This is a genomic window from Streptomyces sp. CT34 (assembly GCF_000805335.1).
Taxonomy (GTDB): domain Bacteria; phylum Actinomycetota; class Actinomycetes; order Streptomycetales; family Streptomycetaceae; genus Streptomyces.
Genome location: NZ_KN708638.1, coordinates 2,564,961 through 2,581,410, shown reverse-complemented (window position 1 = coordinate 2,581,410; position 16,450 = coordinate 2,564,961). Strand labels below are relative to the sequence as shown.

The following is a 16,450-nucleotide window of genomic DNA, read 5'->3' as shown; positions in this document are numbered from 1 at the left end:
GCCGTGGGGACCGCGGAGCCGCAGCCGCGCGCCCGGCGCACCGCCCGGCGGCGGGTGCTGCCCTACCTGCTGATCGCGCCGACCGTGCTCGCCCTCGCCGCCGTCCTCGGCTACCCGCTCGCCGACCTGGTGCTGCTGTCCTTCCAGGACATGACCCGCCGCGAGCTCTTCTCCGGGGCCGCGCCACCCTGGGCCGGGCTCGCGCACTACCGGTCGATCCTCTCCGACGGGTTCTTCTGGGCGGTCCTCGGCCGCACCGTGCTGTTCACGGTGGTCTGCGTGACGGCGACCGTGGTGCTGTCGATGCCGGTGGCGCTGCTGATGCGGCGGGTGGCGCGCTGGGTGCGGACGGCCATGACCGGGGTGCTGGTCGCCGTCTGGGCCATGCCCGTCATGGTCGCGGCGTCCGTCTTCCGCTGGCTGACGGACGCCGACGACGGCGTCGTCAACTGGCTGCTGGGACTGCTGCCCGGACTGGACTTCGGCAAGCACAACTGGTTCGAGAACCCCTGGCAGGGATTCGCCGTGATCACCGGTGTCGTCGTCTGGGGCACCGTGCCGTTCGCCGCCATCACGCTGCACGCCGCCCTCCTCCAGATCCCCGCGGAATGGGAGGAGGCGGCACGCGTCGACGGCGCCCGCGGATTCCGCCTGTTCCGCCATGTCACCTTCCCGGCGGTCAAACCCACCGCCGTGCTGGTCACCTCGCTCTGCGCGATCTGGGATTTCGGGGTGTTCAACCAGATCTGGCTGATGCGCGGCGGCCAGCCCGAGAAGGACTACTACCTGCTCGGGGTCTATTCGTTCACCGAGTCCTTCGCCGTCAACCGCTACAGCGCGGGCGCGGCCATCGCCGTCCTCACCGTCCTCATGCTGCTGGGCGGCGCAGTCGTCCACATCCGCCAGCTCGTCCACCTGGGGGAGACCGAGTGAACACAGCACCCGGCACCGGGAATCGGGGCGTTTCACCGAACCGGGAACGCCCGAACTCCCGGCACCGCGGAAAACGGCGACCCGCACTGAATGCGCTGGGCCTGGTCTTCAGCGCGCTGATGGCCTTCCCGATCTACTGGATGCTGCTCACCGCATTCCGGCCGGCCGACGAGATCCACGCCAGTCCGCCGCGATTCTGGCCGGCCCGGCTCACCCTGGAACACTTCCGCCGGGCCCTCGCCACCCCGACTTTCTGGGCCAATGTGCGGGCCAGCGTCCTCATCGGCGCCGGCACCGTCGCCGTCTCCCTGCTGATCGGCACGCTCGCCGCATTCGCCCTGGCCCGCTTTGCGTTCGCCGGGCGCAAAGCCGTGGTCATGGTGATCCTGGGAGTCCAGCTGATTCCGTCGGCCGGACTGATCATTCCGCTGTATCTGCTGCTCAGCGACGCCGGACTGACCGACAGCCTGCCCGGGGTGATCCTCACCTACCTCGCCTTCGTGCTCCCCTTCACGGTCTGGCTGCTGCGCGGCTTCACCGCCGCCGTGCCGGTCGAGCTGGAGGAGGCCGCGATGACCGACGGCTGCACCCGGCTGGGCGCCTTCCGCCGGGTCGTCCTGCCGCTGCTCGCACCGGGGCTGGTGGCCACCTCCCTCTACGCCCTGGTCCAGGCGTGGAACGAGTACGTCTTCGCCTATGTCCTGCTGTCCAGCAACGACAAGCAGCCCCTCAGCATCTGGCTGGTGTCCTTCCAGACCGGCTTCGGCACCGACTACGGCGGACTGATGGCCGGCGCCACGCTCACCGCACTCCCCGTGGCGGTCTTCTTCGCGCTCGTCCAGCGCCGGATCGCCGCGGGACCGGCGACCGGCGCGGTCAAGGGATGACCCGGACGTTCGCCGTACGCGCTCACCGGTGCACCGCCGCCCCGGTGGACGGACCCTCCGCACGTACCCGACCTTGCAGGAGAACACGTGACGTTCGACCGTCTCGACCTGGTGTCCAAGCTCTACCAGCCGACCGGCTGGCCGCGGATCCTCGAAGCCGCCTCCGGAGGACCCTCCGGCGGCCCCCTGGTCGTGGACCTGGACCCGACGACCTTCTGCGATCTGGCCTGCCCGGAATGCATCAGCGGAAAGCTGCTCAACCAGGGGCGCTTCACCCCCGAACGGCTCGCCGAACTGGCCGGGGAACTGGTGGAGATGAAGGTCCGGGCGGTGGTCCTCATCGGGGGCGGCGAACCGCTCGCCCACCGCGGCACCCGCACCGTGCTGCGGGTCCTCGGCGAGGCCGGCATCGCCATCGGCGTGGTCACCAACGGCACCCTGATCCGGCAGAACCTCGCCGAACTGGCCGCCTACGCCTCATGGGTACGGGTCTCCGTCGACGCCGGCACCAGCGACACCTACCGGCTCTTCCGGCCCGACCGCAAGGGCCGCAGCGTCTTCGACAAGGTCATCGGCAACATGCGGCTGCTCGCCGAGGCCAAAGCGGGCGCCCTCGGCTACTCGTTCCTCGTCATGACCCGCCAGGAGCCGGACGGCACCGTCGTCGGCAACCACAACGAGGTCTTACGGGCCGCCGAACTCGCCCACGACATCGGGTGCGACTACTTCGAGACCAAGGCGATGTTCGACGACGGGCACCACGTCGTCCAGGTGCCGGACGGCATCCTCGCCTCCGTGGAGGAGCAGCTCGACCGGGCACGGCAGTGGACCGGCGACGGCTTCGAGATCGTCGACTCCTCCACCCTGACGTCCCTGCGGAACCGGGTGGGGCCCGTCCAGGAGAAGGACTACCACCGCTGCCGGGTCGCCGAACTGCGCACCCTTGTGACGCCGTCGGGCGTCTACGTCTGCTCGTACCACCGGGGCAACGCCGGGGCCCGCATCGGCGACGCGGTGACCGACAGCCTGGCGGACATCTGGCGCACCTCGGACCGCGGCATCGTCGACCCGAGCCGCGACTGCCGCTTCCACTGCGCCCGCCACCGCTCCAACCTCGAACTCGACAGGATCAGGTCCGGGACGGCGGCGGGGACCATGGCCGTACCGGAGCCCGGGAGCGAGGAGGACCCGTTCATCTAGCGGGCCCGCTCATCCAGCGGGCCCGCTCATCCAGCGGGCTCGCTCATCCAGTGGGCCCCTTCGACTCGCGTACCTCCCCGGGCAGTTGGCAGGCCGGCGGTCCTCCGGGACCGCCGGCTCCCCGGACCCCGCGCACCGGACGGCCCGGGGACCTGCCGCGCCCTACGGGGCCGGCGCCGCCGCCAGCTCCGGCGCCAGGCCCGCCGCCGCCCGGGTCACGATCACCCGCGCCCGCGGATGCCCCGCGCCCAGCGCCCGCCGCAACCGGGCCGCCACCTCCGCCGCGTCGGCGGCCGGGCAGACTCCCACCAGCGCCCCGCCCCCACCGGCCCCGCTCAGCTTCAGCGGCAGGCCGGCACGGCGCAGCGCCACCTCCCGCAACTCCTCCAGCAGCGGCGTGGACATGCCCTGGAGATCGCGCATCGCGGCGTGCGCCTCGCCCATCGCACCGCCCAGCGCCGCCGGATCACGGCGCCGCACCGCCTCCCAGACGGCCACGGACGCCGCGTCGCAACGCTCCCGGTACGCCGCGAGCCGGGCGTCCCCGGCCGCGAGCCGCGCCCGCACCGAACGGATATGGTCGCCGGTGTCCTTCCTGGTGGCCGAGTCGAGCACCACCACCGCCCAGTCCGCCGGGAAGTCCACCCGGCCCACGATCTCCGGCAGACCGCTGGTCCGCCCGTCGAGCAGCAGCAGACCGCCCGCGATCACCGCGAGATGATCCATCCCGCCGCCGTTGAAGTACCCGAACTCGAACTCGTACGCCCACTGGGCCAGCGTCCGCGCGGACAGCGCCGCACCCGGCGCCGCCACCTCGGCGAACGCCCGGAACAGCGCCACGATCAGCGCCGTCGACGACGACAGGCCGCTCGCCGCCGGCACGTCGCTGCGCACCGTCACAGCCGGCGGGCGCGCCCCCGCTCCGGGCAGCCGGCGGCGCAGGAACGCCCACACCTCCTCGGCCCAACTCCCCGCCCCGGCACCGGAAGCGGCCCCGCCCGGCGGTCGGGCACCGGGCGCCCGTAACGCCACCGACGTGGTCAGATCCAGCGCCAGACTGACCGACCGGCCGCCCATCCAGTCCAGATCCTCCCCGGACAGGCACGCCCGGCACGGCACCGCCGCACCACCCGCCCGCACCGCTCGCCTCGTCGTCATCGGGCCTGGAACTTTCCGGTCGAGCCGAACTCCCGGAACATCTCCAGGACCACGGCGGTGGGCGGATGCAGCGGTCGCGGCGGATCCGCGAGCGCCCGGAACTGCGCACCGGTCACCTCGTCCCGGCCCGGGGACAGCTCCCCCGACCACCGGCGGGCCCAGAAACACAGCGCGAAGCAATGGGTGACATCCCCGTTGGGGTACGTCAGGGTGTGCACCCCGGGGTCGGACAGCGAGCCGAAGGCCTCCAGATCCGCCGGCGCCACCCGCAGACCGGTCTCCTCCGCCAGCTCCCGCACGGCCGTCCCCCTGAAGTCGCTGCCCTCCTCGCACGCCCCGGCCGGCAGCTCCCACACGCCGTTGTCGGCGCGCCGCTGGAACAGCCCCCGGCCGGCCCCGTCCAGCAGCAGGACCTGCGCGCCCGGGACGAGCAGCGGCCGGCTGCCCACCTTCTGCCGCAGGGACCAGAGATACGAGCCGACATAACTCACCTGTACGTCACCTTTCGTGATGCCTTGTCCGTCTTCCCGGCGGCAGGCTGTCATGCGGCCGGCCCGGCGGCCAGCCACCCCGGCACCGCATGGGGTGTCGTGGACAGCCACCGCACATAGCGCTCCACACCCGCCCGGACGTCGATCCGCGGCTGCCAGCGCAGCAGTTCACACGCGCGCTCGGTCGCCGCACAGCCCCCCAGCGGATCGCCCTCCGGCATGGGCGTGGTGATGAACCGCGACGCCGGGAAGTGCGGCGCGATCAGCTCACCCACCTCGCGCACCGAAGTCGGCACACCGGTACCGACGTTGACCGTCTCCCCGGCCATCCGCTCCTCGATCAGGGCCAGCGCGGTGGCCGCCGCGACATCCTCGACGTGCACCAGGTCCCGCACCTGCGTCCCGCCCCCGTTGAGCCGCATCGGGCGGCCCAGCCGCGCCTGCATGGACAGCCAGGCCACCATCCACGAATGGCTGCCGGGTTTGGGGATCTGCGGATCGCCGTACACGGAGAAGTAGCGCAGCACCGCGTACTCCGGGGTGTCCGGGCCGCTCAGCAGCAGCCGCGTCTGGTGCTCGGCCCAGAGCTTGGAGTTGGCGTACACCGACACCGGGAGCAGCCGCTGGTCCTCGCGGAACACCTGCGGCCCCCGTACGGACGGATCGCCGTCCCCGTACACCGCCGCCGAGGACACCAGCACCAGTCGCCGCACCGTGGAGGCCGCGGCCTCCTCCAGCACCACCTGGGTGCCCTGCACATTGGCCCGGAAGGCGATATCGGGCCGCCGGGTGCACGCGGCCACATCCGCGTACGCCGCGGCGTGCACCACATAGTCGGCGCCGGCGAGCACCGTACGCACCGCTTCGCGGTCGCAGATATCCCCGACCACCAACTTCGCCCCGAGACCGTCCACCCCGAACAACGAGGTGTGCGCCGATTCGGGATAGGCGTCCAGCCGGTCCAGTACCGTCACCTCGGCATCCGCCCGGCGTAATAGCCGGGCCAGCCGGCTGCCCACCAATCCGGCGCCACCGGTCACCACCACACGGGCGTCCCGCAGTTTCTCCAGCCGGGCCGCCACCGATTCCCCCGGATCACCGCACGCCGCACTTCCCACGCCGTTACCGGTGCCGATACCGATACCGATGCCACCGGTGTTGTCGCCAGTGCCGTTCGCCGTCGCCGACATGGACCCCTCTCCCTGTGCACGAGACCGCCCGACCTGGGCCAGCGGTCAGCATGTCGGTCACCGAATGCCCCTACCAGAGCGCCATTTCGGCAGTCTTGCGGCGCTCCCGGCGACCGCCGTACTGTCCGGATCCACCTGTGCCGGATTGCCCGGCACGGCGAAAAGCGCCGGAGGAAATCGATGACGCGATATCGGCTGAGCGGTGCCGTGATGACCCACCCGAAACGCCGCGCGGCAGCGGAACGCCTGGCGCAGGCCGCCCCACCGGGCGGATTACGGGTCGTCATGGACCCCGACCCGGCCGGGAAACCATCCGTATTGCGGACCGCGCTGTGCGCCTGGTCGGCGATCGACGACGGCGCCACTCATCAACTCGTCGTCCAGGACGACATGATCCTCTCCGATACCTTCTTCGCGCGCGCCCGGATGGCGGTCGAAGAGATGCCGGACGCGGCCCTCGCGCTATTCGCTCTCTGGGACTCCAGAAACGGCGCCGCGGTGCGATTCGGCGCACTGACCGGAGCGCGCTGGGTGACCGCCGTCAACGAGTACTTTCCGTGTGTCGCCATCATTCTGCCCAGGGAAGTCGCCGCCGGATTCGTGACGTTCGGCCGACGCCATCTTGACAGCTCGCCCGACGACATCCTGATGAACCGCTACCTACGCGCGCACCGAATCCCGGCATACGTTTCGGTACCCAGCCTCGCCGAACACGAGGACCACGGCAGCATCTCCGGCAACGCCTTTCGCGGACCGCGCCGTTCGGTCTGTTTTCTGCCCTCGGACATTCCCGGTCGCGAAGACATCCGGCTGAGCGGACCGCGGGTTCTCCCGTTCTTCAAACACGGCGTCGCGCAGTGCGCGGTACGCGCCGGTGCTCCCGGTGACGATCCCGGCCACTGGCTCCATCTCACCTGCGAGCAATACCTGGAGGGCTGTGGCCTACGCCCCGGAAGGCCGCAACCGGCCATCGTGCAGATGGCCGAAGCGAGCGGCCCCGCCGCGGCCACCGGGACCTGGCTGACGGCCTTCACGATGGGTCTCGTCCAGCAGCGGGACGGCCTCCGCACCACCGCGCCCGACGACGGCACCGCCCCTGCCCCCGACCCCGCCGTCCTCGCCGAGGCGCTGGCCACCGTGGGCCCCGGAGGCATCAGTCACGCCCAGCCCGAGGAGCGCATCGCCGAACTGCGCGCGGAACTGTCCCAGATCACCCTCGCCGGCATCGAGGCGGGCCGCGAGACGGCAAACCGGCTGCGGACCCGCCCGGCCCGCCCCCGGACCGAAGCCCCCCTGCGGGTCGGTGTGCTCGGCCCCACCACCCCGCTCACGGAACACCTCGTACGGGGCCTGTCCGACGCCGGACACCAGGTCACCCCCCTGGACCGCCGCACCGTCCCCGAAGAGCCCACCACCCCCGGCCGTCCCGCCGGCCGCCCGTACGACGCGCTGCTCGACCTGACGGGCCTGGCCCCGCACCCACCGGTTCCGGCCACCGGCGCCGCCGCCGGCACGGGTGCCACCTCCGCCGGCCGAGGCACCTCTCCCCCTTCCCTGTCTTCCCTCACTCTCAAGTACCCCACCGCATCAGGGCAGTTCAGGGACGTAACGGTCCGCGTGGGGGATCTGTACGGCCCCGGCTGCCCGCACGACACGCGGATCGGCCGCCTCGTCCGGGACGCGCTGCGCAGCCACCCACTGACCGTCGAGGACCCGGCCGCACCCCTGCGCCCCCTGCACGTCAGCGATCTGGTCGCCGCGCTGTCCGCGATGCTCACCACGGCCCCGCCGGACGGGACGACCGGGCTGGCCGGCGCCCCGGTCACCGCGGCCGAACTGGCCGCTGCGGTACAAACGGCGGTCCGCCCCGTACCGATCAACGAGGCGCCGCCGACACCGCCCGCCACACCCCCGCGCCGTACCGAGGAGGCGCCATGGCCCCCCGCCCCGCCCGGCTGGAAACCCGCCACGGAGCTCACCTACGGGCTGCACACCCACGCCCAGTGGCTGGCCTACGAGGACATCCATCTCGCCCTGGACATATGACGGATGGCCTTGGGCGAACGATGACGACCCGGGCGGATGACGGATCGCTCCGGGCGGACGACGGGAGTTCGACGACGGGAGTGCCACGACGGGAGTGCGACGACGGGGCCTAGATGACCGGCGGCCGGCCCAGCCGCGTCATCCGCCACACCGTGCGCCAGCGCATCGGCCGCCGCCGTCCGCAGGGGGTCCGCACCCCCTCCGCGAACCCGGCGGCCCAGGCCCGCAGGCCCGCCGCCGAGCGGCTGCGGACCGCGGTCAGCGCCGCCCAGACGCCCAGATACACCGGCACCAGCACCGCCGGCAGATGGCGCTTCGCCAGCCAGACGCGGTTCCGGGCCACCATCCGGTGGTAGACCGCGTGCCGGGTGGGCGAGGTGTACGGGTGCTGGAGCACGATCTCCGGCGCGTAGCGGATGCGCCAGCCGTCGTCCAGCGCCCGCCAGGCCAGGTCGGTTTCCTCATGGGCGTAGAAGAACTCGTCCGGCCAGCCGCCGATCCGGTCCAGCATCGGCACCGACAGTGCGTGCCCGCCGCCGAGGAAGGTGGTGACCAGGCCGCCGCGCTGTGGGTCGCCGACCCGCAGCCGGGGGACGTGGCGGCGCTGGGTGCGGCCCCGCTCATCGGCGATGCGGAAGCTCACGATGCCCAACTGCGGGTCCTGCTCGTACAGTTCCGCGAGCCGGCTGAAGACGTCCGGGCCGATCAGCAGCCCGTCGTCGTCCAGGTCGACCACCACGTCCAGTTCGCCGAGCTTGCGCAGCTCGTCCAGGGCGACGTTCCGGCCACCGGAGACCCCCAGGTTCTCGCTCAGCGACAGGCCGGTCACGCCATCGGGCAGCGAGGGCAGCGGCGAGCCGTTGCCGACGACCACGATGTGCGTCGCCGGGAGGTCCTGCTTGGCCACCGAATCCAGCAGCTCCTGGAGTTCGGCGGGGCGGTTTCCCATGGTCAAGATGGCGACGCCTACGCGCAGATGACGCACAGATGAACACTCCGTCCTTGGCGGTCTCTCCAGCGATGCTAACCGCCGTCACGGACCGCTGAGCGCCACGACGCAGGCCCGACGACATCCCCACCGTGCCGTCCCACCGCGCTGTCCCGCCATGCTGTCCCGCCAGGCTGTCCTGTCGGGCCGTCCTGTCGGGCCGTCCCGCCGGGTCGGCCCTGCGATGCCCCTGCCGTCATCCCCGCGGTCGTCGTGGTCATCCCTGCGGGGCGTCCTGGCCGGCGAGGGCGCTCGGCCGGCCGGCGAAGGAGATCTCCGGACTGAACCGGTCCTCGAAGCCGTCGGCCAGCTCGCGCAGCGCCGCGGCACCGTCCCCGTAGTACGACGACCCGTGCATCACGGCCAGCGTCCTCGGCGACAGTTGGGCCAGCGACCGCATCGTCGCCACCGCCGCCGTCAGGCACGACGTCTGACGGAACAGCTCCTCCGCGTCGAGCGCGGGCCCGACCAGGTCGTGGTCGGTGATCGGCGGGCCGTCGCCGAGGTGGGTGAAGAGATCCCCGCACAGCAGCGTGCCGGTGGTCTCCTCGAACAGCACCCGCGCCTCCCAATTGTGCGGCACATGCGGGGTGTTGAGGTGCATCACCCGGCGCCGCAGCACCTCCTTGCCGCCCAGGTCAAGCGTTTCACCGTGCGCCATCGGGCGCGGCGGCCGGTCGGCCAGATCGTTGAGCGAGACCAGACACCCCTGGAGACCGTGCGCCACCTCGGCATGCGGGGCCGCCGCCAGGAACTCGTTCATCGCCCCGCACTCGTCGGCCTCCACATGCCCGAAGGCCAGCCAGCGCAGCTGGTCCAGCGGTACGACCCGGCCCACGGCCTCCGAGACCAGCGGGAACAGCTGCCGCATGCCCGTATGGAAGAGCAGCGGCTGCTCCGCGTCGATGAGGAACTGGTTGAACGTGAACCCCGCCGGTGCGGCCACCTCGGGAACATAGGTGGAGATCCGGTAGATGCCGTCGGCGATCTCATCGACGCGCGTCTCCATTGGGCCGCCGCCTCCTTCCGGGCAGGCCCCCTGTCCATCGTAGGGCCCGGGGCCGCACCCGGGTGGGGCGTGCGCTGCTCTCAGGGCGCCGTGCGACACACCACACGGCGGCAGGGCGATTCTCCGGGGGCGGGATGTCTAGGAGCGGCTGGGGTGGGCAGGGGAGCCGGACGGTCCGGTGTACGGAATACGGTGCGGGGTGACCCCGTTACGGATACCGGACACCGACCGGACCAACGGGACACCGACCCGGACATCGTCAGCAGACCGGAAGCAGGGAAGCGCGTATGAGCACCGTGGAGCTCACCAAGGACAACTTCGACGAGATCGTCTCCGGAAACGGTTTCGTCCTGATCGACTTCTGGGCCGAGTGGTGCGGGCCCTGCAAGCGGTTCGGTCCGATCTTCGAGAAGTCGTCCGAGAAGCACGACGACCTGGTCTTCGCCAAGGTCAACACCGAAGCGGAGCCCGAGCTGGCCGCCGCCTTCGAGATCCAGTCCATCCCGACCCTGATGATCGTCCGGGACAACATCGCGGTGTTCGCCCAGCCCGGCGCGCTGCCGGAATCCGCCCTGGAGGACGTCATCGGCCAGGCCCGCGGACTCGACATGGACGAGGTCCGGGCGTCGGTCGCCGAAGCCCAGGCCCAGGAGGCGGCCCAGCAGGGAGAGCAGGCGCAGGCCGAGTGAGCGAGCTGCTGCTGATCCGGCACGGCGAGACCGAGTGGAGCCGGGACGGCCGGCACACCAGCTGGACCGACCTCCCGCTCACCGCCGACGGTGAGGAGCAGGCCCGCGCGCTGCGGCCGGTGCTGTCCGGCCGGAAGATCGGGCACGTCTACGCCAGTCCGATGGCCCGCGCGCTGCGCACCGCCGAACTCGCCGGACTCCCGTCGCCGCAGATCCTCGACGACCTGCGGGAATGGGACTACGGCGGCGACGAGGGCATCACCACCGCCGAGATCCACCGCAGCAGACCCGGCTGGTACCTGTTCACCGACGGCGTCGCCGCCGGCCCCGCCGGCCACCCGGGGGAGACACCCGAGGAGGTGGGTGCGCGCGCCGACCGCGTACTGGCCCGCATCGCACCCCATCTGGACACCGAAGAGGGCGATGTGGCCCTGGTGGCGCATGCGCACTTCCTGCGCGTCCTGCCCGCCCGCCGCCTCGGCCTGCCGGCCGCGGCGGGCGGACTGTTCACGTTCGGCACCGGCGCGGTCGGCGTCCTGGGCACCGAACACGACCGCCCCGCGGTGATCGCCTGGAACGCCCGGAGCCTGTGACCGGGACGCCCGCCGACCCGCCGCCCGCCGCCCGCCCGGCTCGGACAGACGGCCCGTCGGGCTCCCTACGACGGAGCCTCTGACGGAGCCACAGGGCCACGAACCCGCGGCTCTACGGGGCCACGGAGCCGCGGACCTACCGCTTTACGGCGCTACGGACCTACGGAGCCCCGCGGACCTTCCGCGCCATGGGGCCACGACGCTACGGAGCCATCGGATCGAGGTGCAGGGGCTGCACCTTGCCCTCGATCATGGCGCCCAGTCCCTGGACCGCGCAGGTGCCGGGCCGGTCCGCGATATGCACCGGCATCGTCGTCGCCTCGTGGATCATCGGCTCCAGGCCCGGGATCAGCGCGCTGCCGCCCGCCAGCATGATGCCGCGCTCCCCGAGGTCGGCCACGAGGTCCGGCGGGCAGCGCCGCAGCACCGCCCCGATACCGTCGAGGATCGCGGTCAGCGGCGTGATGATCGCGCGCCGTACCCGCTCGGTGTCGACATGCACCGAGCGCGCCAGTCCGCTCACCACATCCCGCCCGTGCACCTCGGTGGTGCCCGGCGTCAGCTCGCCTTCCCCGGCGAACATCAGATGCAGCGGGCGCACCGACTGGCCGGGCAGCATCAGCTCGTGGTGCAGCCGCAGATGCTGGATGACCGCGTGATCGATGGCATTGCCGCCCACGGGGACGGTCTCGGCGGCCACGATGGAGCCGAGGGAGAGCACCGCGACCTGGGTGGTGCCCGCGCCGCACACCACGATCATCGTCGCCTCCGGCTGCTCCACCGGCAGCCCGCAGCCGACGGCGGCGGCGACCAGCGTGTCGACCAGTTCGACCCGCCGCGCACCCAGCCCGGTGAGGGTCTCCACCGCCGCCCGCTGGGCCAGCGGCTCACTGCCGTACGGCAGGCAGACCGCGGCCCGCATGCTCGGCCGGCGCCGCCACGTCTTGCGCAGCTTGTCGCCCACCAGGTGCCGCAGCAGCCGCTGCGCCATGTCGATGTCCACCACCGTCCCGTTGGAGACCGGCCGGACGACGCGGATGTAATCGGGGGTGCGGCCGTCCATCACCTCGGCCTGGGCGCCGACGGCCAGTAGCGAGCCGGTACGGGTGTTGACCGCGGCGACCGTCGGTTCGTCGACGACCAGCCCCTGGTTCTTGACGTACACCCTGGTCCGGGCGGCACCGAGGTCGACGGCGGCCGAGCAGCGCCGCAGCTGGGCGAGGCAGATGGTCATGGTGGATTCCTCCCCGATGGGCCGGTCTGGCCGTCCCCGGTGGGCCGGTACTGGACGCGAGCGCCCGCACGGGAGCGCTCGTGCGCCATCCTCCGGGCCCGATTCCCACCCCGCTCGTCGAGCGCGTCCGCTCGGGGGACGGGGGCGGGAACGGCGCGGCGAAGGGGTGAAGGGGGAAGGCGACGGAGCCGTGGCGGGGCGGAGAGAGGACCGGGGAAGGGGCCGGGGGGAAGGGGAGGAAAAGAGCAAGGGGGATGGGCCCCATGACTCACCGAGCTACTGCACCGAGTTACCGCATCGCCGACGTACCGGCTCACTGGTCCACGGTCCACGGTCCACGGTCTGCGGCTGCACCCCGGTGGGCTCGCTGCCTGACGGTACGTCACCACCACGACAGAGCCGTCCACACCGGCGTGAGCGCCGGCATCCGCACAGGCGTCCGCACCGGCCCCCGCGCATCGATGGCGCGTCAATCGCTCACGTCCACATCGGCCGCTCCATCAGTCCTCTCTCCGTAAGCCCACTCCCCGTCAGCCCACTCTCCTCAATCCACCCTCTGCTCAATCCACCCTCCGCTGGTACAGCCCCCAGGCGAACTCCGTGACGATCTCGTGCCGTTCCCCGTCCGGACCGGGGGCGGAGCAGGCCAGCTGCCAGCGGTTGGGGGCGCTGCCCTCCATGGGGCGGGCCGGCGCGAAGGCGCGGGCGACCTCGTCGACCGTGCACGACCACGGAGTGAGGTCCGCCGTCGTACGCAGCACGGGGGCGGCTGCGCCGGGCGCCCGTACGAGCCATGCGTTCCACACGGCGCCACCCGGGGCGGCGAGGACCTCGAACCGCAGATCCGGCCAGAGGGGTACCGGCCAGGTCAGCGCCTCGCAGGTCAGATCGCCGATGCGGCGGCCGGTGACGGTCTCGGGGGTACCGAGCAGCGCACGGTACGGCCGGACGCCGGCCCGCGCCCGCGGGGCGTGCATCCGGGCCTGCCAGCGACGGTTGGCCTCCCGCATCTCGGCCCGGGAGACCCCCAGTTCGCGGAGTGCGTCCTCGACGAGACCGGGCTGGTGGTCGGCCATCCGGCGCAGCAGTACGAGCTGGAAGGCGAGGGGGCCCGGCAGGTCGGAGGGGGCGCCGGAGCCGGCGGGCGGGTCGTTGTCAGTGGCGGGGTTCATGATGGACATGGTCGCGGACGGACGCCGTGGAGGCGGTGGAGGCGGCGGCCGGCGCGGAGGCGGCGGATCCGGGGCGGGCGCCGTCGGGGAGGAAGAGCACGGAATTGACATAGCGGCGGTGCGGGGCGAGGGAGCGCCTCAGCAGGCCGTGTTCGGCGACATGGGAGGTGCGGGACTGATGGGCGGACAGATCGAAGTCGGCCAGCGGCAGCCAGCGGTCACGCGGCAGGACCCAGCCGCGATACCCGCGCGCGGCCGTCCACTCCAGTACGGGCGCGAGCGGCTGAATCCGGGTCTCCAACTCGACGAACAGTGCGGGTAGTTCACGCTCGATGGTGTGCGCCGCACCGCGCAGGACCGCCAGTTCGCCGCCGTCCACATCGATCTTGATGAGGGTGACCGCCGACAACTTCAGCGCGTCCAGGGGCAGGCAGGGGACGTCCAGGGCCGTGGTGTGCACCTCACGGCGTACGAGCGAGGAGACCCCGCGGTCGCCACGGCCGTCCGGGGGCAGCCAGAGCGTGGCGCAACCGGTGCGATCCGTGGCCGCCGCGGAGACCACGTCGACATGGCACGGCGTGACGGAGGCGATCAACCGGGCCAGGTGGGGGACCGGCTCGATGGTGACGACGTGGTCCGCGCGCCGCGCCAGGCGCCGGGTCCACGGGCCGTACCACCCGCCGACGTCCACGGCCGTCCCGCCCGCCGGACAGAAGTCCGCGAGCCGCCCCAGCTCGGGTTCGAACCGCGGATAGAGCCCGGCCGCCACCGCAGCCACCCACCGCCCCGGCAACCGCGGCCCCAACCACGCCGCCAACGTCACGACGCCGCCTCCGAGTCCACAGAGCCGCAGGCCCCAGCAGAGGCCCCGGCCTCAGGGGAGGCCCCCGGCAATATGGCGTGGGTACGGGTATGGGTGTGGGTGCGGGTATGGGCGTGATCAGGGCCGGCGGGGTCACCAGAGGACTCATTGCCGGCACGAGCCCCAGCTTCCCCATCGGAGCCCACGCCCCCCTCGCAGTCCACGCCCCCTCCGGAGCCCGCGTCACCCCCATAAGCCGCGCTCCGCTCGCCCAAGCTGCTGCCCTCCCCGTCACCGGCGTCCTCCCCCGAACCGACGCTCGCCCCCTTGCCGGTACCTTCCCCGTCGTCGGCATCCTCCTCCGCGATCTGCCGCAGCACGCGCTCATGTTCTTCATCGGTGACCTGCATGCCCGAAGACGGCAGGAGTTGCGGGATGCCGTCGAGGATCGGGTAACGGCGCCGCAGCCGCGGGTTGTAGAGGGCGTCATCCGACGCGAGCAGGCAGAGCGGCCCCTTGTCGATCGGGCAGGCAAGAATCCTCAGCAGTGGGTCATCGCGCTTCATGGCTCAACTCCGTTGACTTGGCGGCGGACTGTGCGGTGTGGCGGGATGTCGCCTCGTACGACCGCCCGCCGACCCCCGGTGCGTCCGAGGCGCACGGGGAGGAGGCCGAACGGCGCGGGCACGCGGGCGAGGCGCGCGGCGCGGCAGCGGCGGTGGGCGGGGCGGCAAAGTCGCCCGGTGGGGCGGCAGAAGTGGTCGACGTGCCGGCGTCGCGCCCCGTCGAGACGTCGCTGCTCAGACTCGTCGACATGTCGCCGCCCTGCCCCGCCGAGGCACCGACGTGATGACTGCCCTGGCTCCCGTGACTCTCGTGACTGCCCCGGCCCCCGCGACTCGTGTGACTGCCCTGGCTGCCGCGACTCGCGTGACTGCCATGAATGTCGTGGTAGTCGTGACTGGCGTGACGGTCATGGCTTTCGTGATGGTCATGGCTTTCGTGACGGTGGTGGCTTTCGCAACGGTCGTGGCTGTCGTGACGGGGCAGCGCCAGGAGGACGGACAACGCCACGACGGTGCCGCCCAGCCGCAATGCCAGCCGTACGGGGTTGGCGGGCAGCGGCTCGCCGAAGGTGACCGTGCCGCAGGCAACGGTGAAGACGCAGGTCACGGTGGAGCAGACGGGGACGATGACCGAGGCCCGGCAGCGCTGCAGGGCCGTCTGCGACAGAACCAGCCCCGTGGCTCCGGTGAAGAGGAGCAGATACGGATACGGCGACCGGAAGAGCGCCCCGACCGCGGCAGGGATGTCGTGGGCGCCGAGCAGCCCGGACACACCCTTGATGGCGAGCGAGCTGACCCCGTAGAGCAGCCCGACCGCCACCCCGTACGGGACGCCCGTGGTCGGCAGGCGGTGGCGGCGCCGTGCCCGGCGCTCGGCGGAGCGGTACAGCAACAGCCCCGCGCCGAGCGACGGCACGGCTATGGCGAGCAGTGTCGCGGGCGGTGCGGTACGGGCGATGGCCTGGGCGTCGTGGCCCTGTAAGGACGCGACGACCATCACCAGCGCGACGAGGATCGCCACGATGCTCTGCCGCTCCCGGCCGCTGGTCCGCTCGCCCAGCACGACCGAGGACAGGAGCAGCAGGAGGACCAGGCCCGAGACGAAGATGCCCTGTGCGGCGGCTATGGGGAGGGTGCGGTAGACGGCGAGTTGGGCGGCGAAACCGGCGGCGAGGGCGAGTGAGCCGACGATCCACAGCGGGCTGCTGAGGAGGTGGCGGACGACCAGGGCGGGACGGTGGGTGCTGAGCGCGGGCAGCCCGGACAGGGCGCGCTTCTCCAACACGAAGCCCGTGCTGTACAGGACGTTGGCGAGCAGCGCGGATGCCACGCCCCACCAGAGCATCGCTGTACTCCCTTCTCTTCGGCCTTCACTTCTCTCTTCGGCCTTCTCTTCGGCTCGCCGGCCCGGCAGTTGGCCGCGCGCCGTGCCCTCCGGCCTGCTGGCTCGGCTAGCGGGCTCTTCGTGAATCGGCTTTTGCTGTTGGGGGCT

14 protein-coding genes and 2 pseudogenes are annotated in these 16,450 nt (G+C 72.1%); 6 read left to right on the top strand and 10 right to left on the bottom strand.

The features are described from left to right. Positions 1–3 precede the first annotated feature (3 nt). The 3 genes from RZ84_RS11415 to RZ84_RS11405 all read left to right on the top strand — a co-directional run bounded on the left by RZ84_RS11415 (position 4) and on the right by RZ84_RS11405 (position 3,020). Positions 4–933, top strand: a complete 930-nt coding sequence (locus RZ84_RS11415; RefSeq protein ID WP_052229884.1) for a carbohydrate ABC transporter permease — start codon at positions 4–6, stop codon at positions 931–933. Next, positions 930–1,820: an ABC transporter permease subunit gene (locus tag RZ84_RS11410; protein ID WP_043264231.1), complete on the top strand. Its 891-nt coding sequence runs from the start codon at positions 930–932 to the stop codon at positions 1,818–1,820. The genes RZ84_RS11415 and RZ84_RS11410 overlap by 4 nt, the downstream gene beginning before the upstream one ends. A gap of 87 nt (positions 1,821–1,907) precedes the next feature. After that, positions 1,908–3,020 carry a radical SAM protein gene (locus RZ84_RS11405; RefSeq protein ID WP_043264230.1) on the top strand — a complete coding sequence of 371 codons (1,113 nt, stop codon included), beginning with the start codon at positions 1,908–1,910 and terminating at the stop codon, positions 3,018–3,020. Positions 3,021–3,182: 162 nt separating this feature from the next. On the opposite strand, the gene RZ84_RS11400 is transcribed toward RZ84_RS11405, so the two are convergent. From RZ84_RS11400 to RZ84_RS11390, 3 genes are read right to left on the bottom strand one after another with little or no spacing between them, the layout of a single operon-like run. Further along, positions 3,183–4,178: a mevalonate kinase family protein gene (locus tag RZ84_RS11400; protein WP_052229883.1), complete on the bottom strand. Its 996-nt coding sequence runs from the start codon at positions 4,176–4,178 to the stop codon at positions 3,183–3,185. Continuing rightward, positions 4,175–4,669: an NUDIX domain-containing protein gene (locus tag RZ84_RS11395; protein ID WP_043264228.1), complete on the bottom strand. Its 495-nt coding sequence runs from the start codon at positions 4,667–4,669 to the stop codon at positions 4,175–4,177. Before RZ84_RS11395 ends, RZ84_RS11400 begins: the two co-directional genes overlap by 4 nt. 50 nt (positions 4,670–4,719) lie before the next feature. After that, positions 4,720–5,859 carry an NAD-dependent epimerase/dehydratase family protein gene (locus RZ84_RS11390; protein ID WP_078893691.1) on the bottom strand — a complete coding sequence of 380 codons (1,140 nt, stop codon included), beginning with the start codon at positions 5,857–5,859 and terminating at the stop codon, positions 4,720–4,722. A gap of 180 nt (positions 5,860–6,039) precedes the next feature. Here RZ84_RS11390 and RZ84_RS11385 point away from each other — a divergent pair, with 180 nt between their 5' ends. Next, on the top strand, positions 6,040–7,905 hold the full coding sequence (locus RZ84_RS11385; RefSeq protein ID WP_157878802.1) for an NAD-dependent epimerase/dehydratase family protein: 1,866 nt from the start codon (positions 6,040–6,042) through the stop codon (positions 7,903–7,905). A 109-nt stretch (positions 7,906–8,014) separates the two neighbouring features. On the opposite strand, the gene RZ84_RS11380 is transcribed toward RZ84_RS11385, so the two are convergent. Then, complete coding sequence (locus RZ84_RS11380) at positions 8,015–8,890, bottom strand: glycosyltransferase family 2 protein (RefSeq protein ID WP_043264226.1); 876 nt, start codon at positions 8,888–8,890, stop codon at positions 8,015–8,017. Between the two features lie 220 nt (positions 8,891–9,110). Continuing rightward, the gene (locus RZ84_RS11375; RefSeq protein WP_043264225.1) at positions 9,111–9,902 is read right to left on the bottom strand and encodes an MBL fold metallo-hydrolase; all 792 of its coding nucleotides are present in this window, start codon (positions 9,900–9,902) and stop codon (positions 9,111–9,113) included. 287 nt (positions 9,903–10,189) lie between these two features. Here RZ84_RS11375 and trxA point away from each other — a divergent pair, with 287 nt between their 5' ends. Further along, complete coding sequence (trxA, locus tag RZ84_RS11370) at positions 10,190–10,591, top strand: thioredoxin (RefSeq protein WP_043264224.1); 402 nt, start codon at positions 10,190–10,192, stop codon at positions 10,589–10,591. Continuing rightward, positions 10,588–11,184, top strand: coding sequence for a histidine phosphatase family protein (locus RZ84_RS11365; RefSeq protein ID WP_043264223.1), 597 nt, complete (start codon positions 10,588–10,590; stop codon positions 11,182–11,184). The genes trxA and RZ84_RS11365 overlap by 4 nt, the downstream gene beginning before the upstream one ends. A 202-nt stretch (positions 11,185–11,386) precedes the next feature. Here the strand turns inward: RZ84_RS11365 and RZ84_RS11360 are convergent, their stop codons facing one another. The 5 genes and pseudogenes from RZ84_RS11360 to RZ84_RS11340 all read right to left on the bottom strand — a co-directional run. Next, complete coding sequence (locus RZ84_RS11360) at positions 11,387–12,418, bottom strand: rod shape-determining protein (RefSeq protein WP_043264222.1); 1,032 nt, start codon at positions 12,416–12,418, stop codon at positions 11,387–11,389. Between the two features lie 560 nt (positions 12,419–12,978). Next, positions 12,979–13,590 carry a hypothetical protein gene (locus tag RZ84_RS11355; RefSeq protein ID WP_043264221.1) on the bottom strand — a complete coding sequence of 204 codons (612 nt, stop codon included), beginning with the start codon at positions 13,588–13,590 and terminating at the stop codon, positions 12,979–12,981. Continuing rightward, the gene (locus RZ84_RS11350; protein ID WP_043264220.1) at positions 13,574–14,413 is read right to left on the bottom strand and encodes an FkbM family methyltransferase; all 840 of its coding nucleotides are present in this window, start codon (positions 14,411–14,413) and stop codon (positions 13,574–13,576) included. The genes RZ84_RS11355 and RZ84_RS11350 overlap by 17 nt, the downstream gene beginning before the upstream one ends. Before the next feature lie 344 nt (positions 14,414–14,757). Continuing rightward, positions 14,758–14,958, bottom strand: a pseudogene (locus tag RZ84_RS11345) (Trm112 family protein); the annotation flags it as partial. 466 nt (positions 14,959–15,424) lie between these two features. After that, positions 15,425–16,303, bottom strand: a pseudogene (locus RZ84_RS11340) (DMT family transporter); the annotation flags it as partial. Positions 16,304–16,450 lie beyond the last annotated feature (147 nt).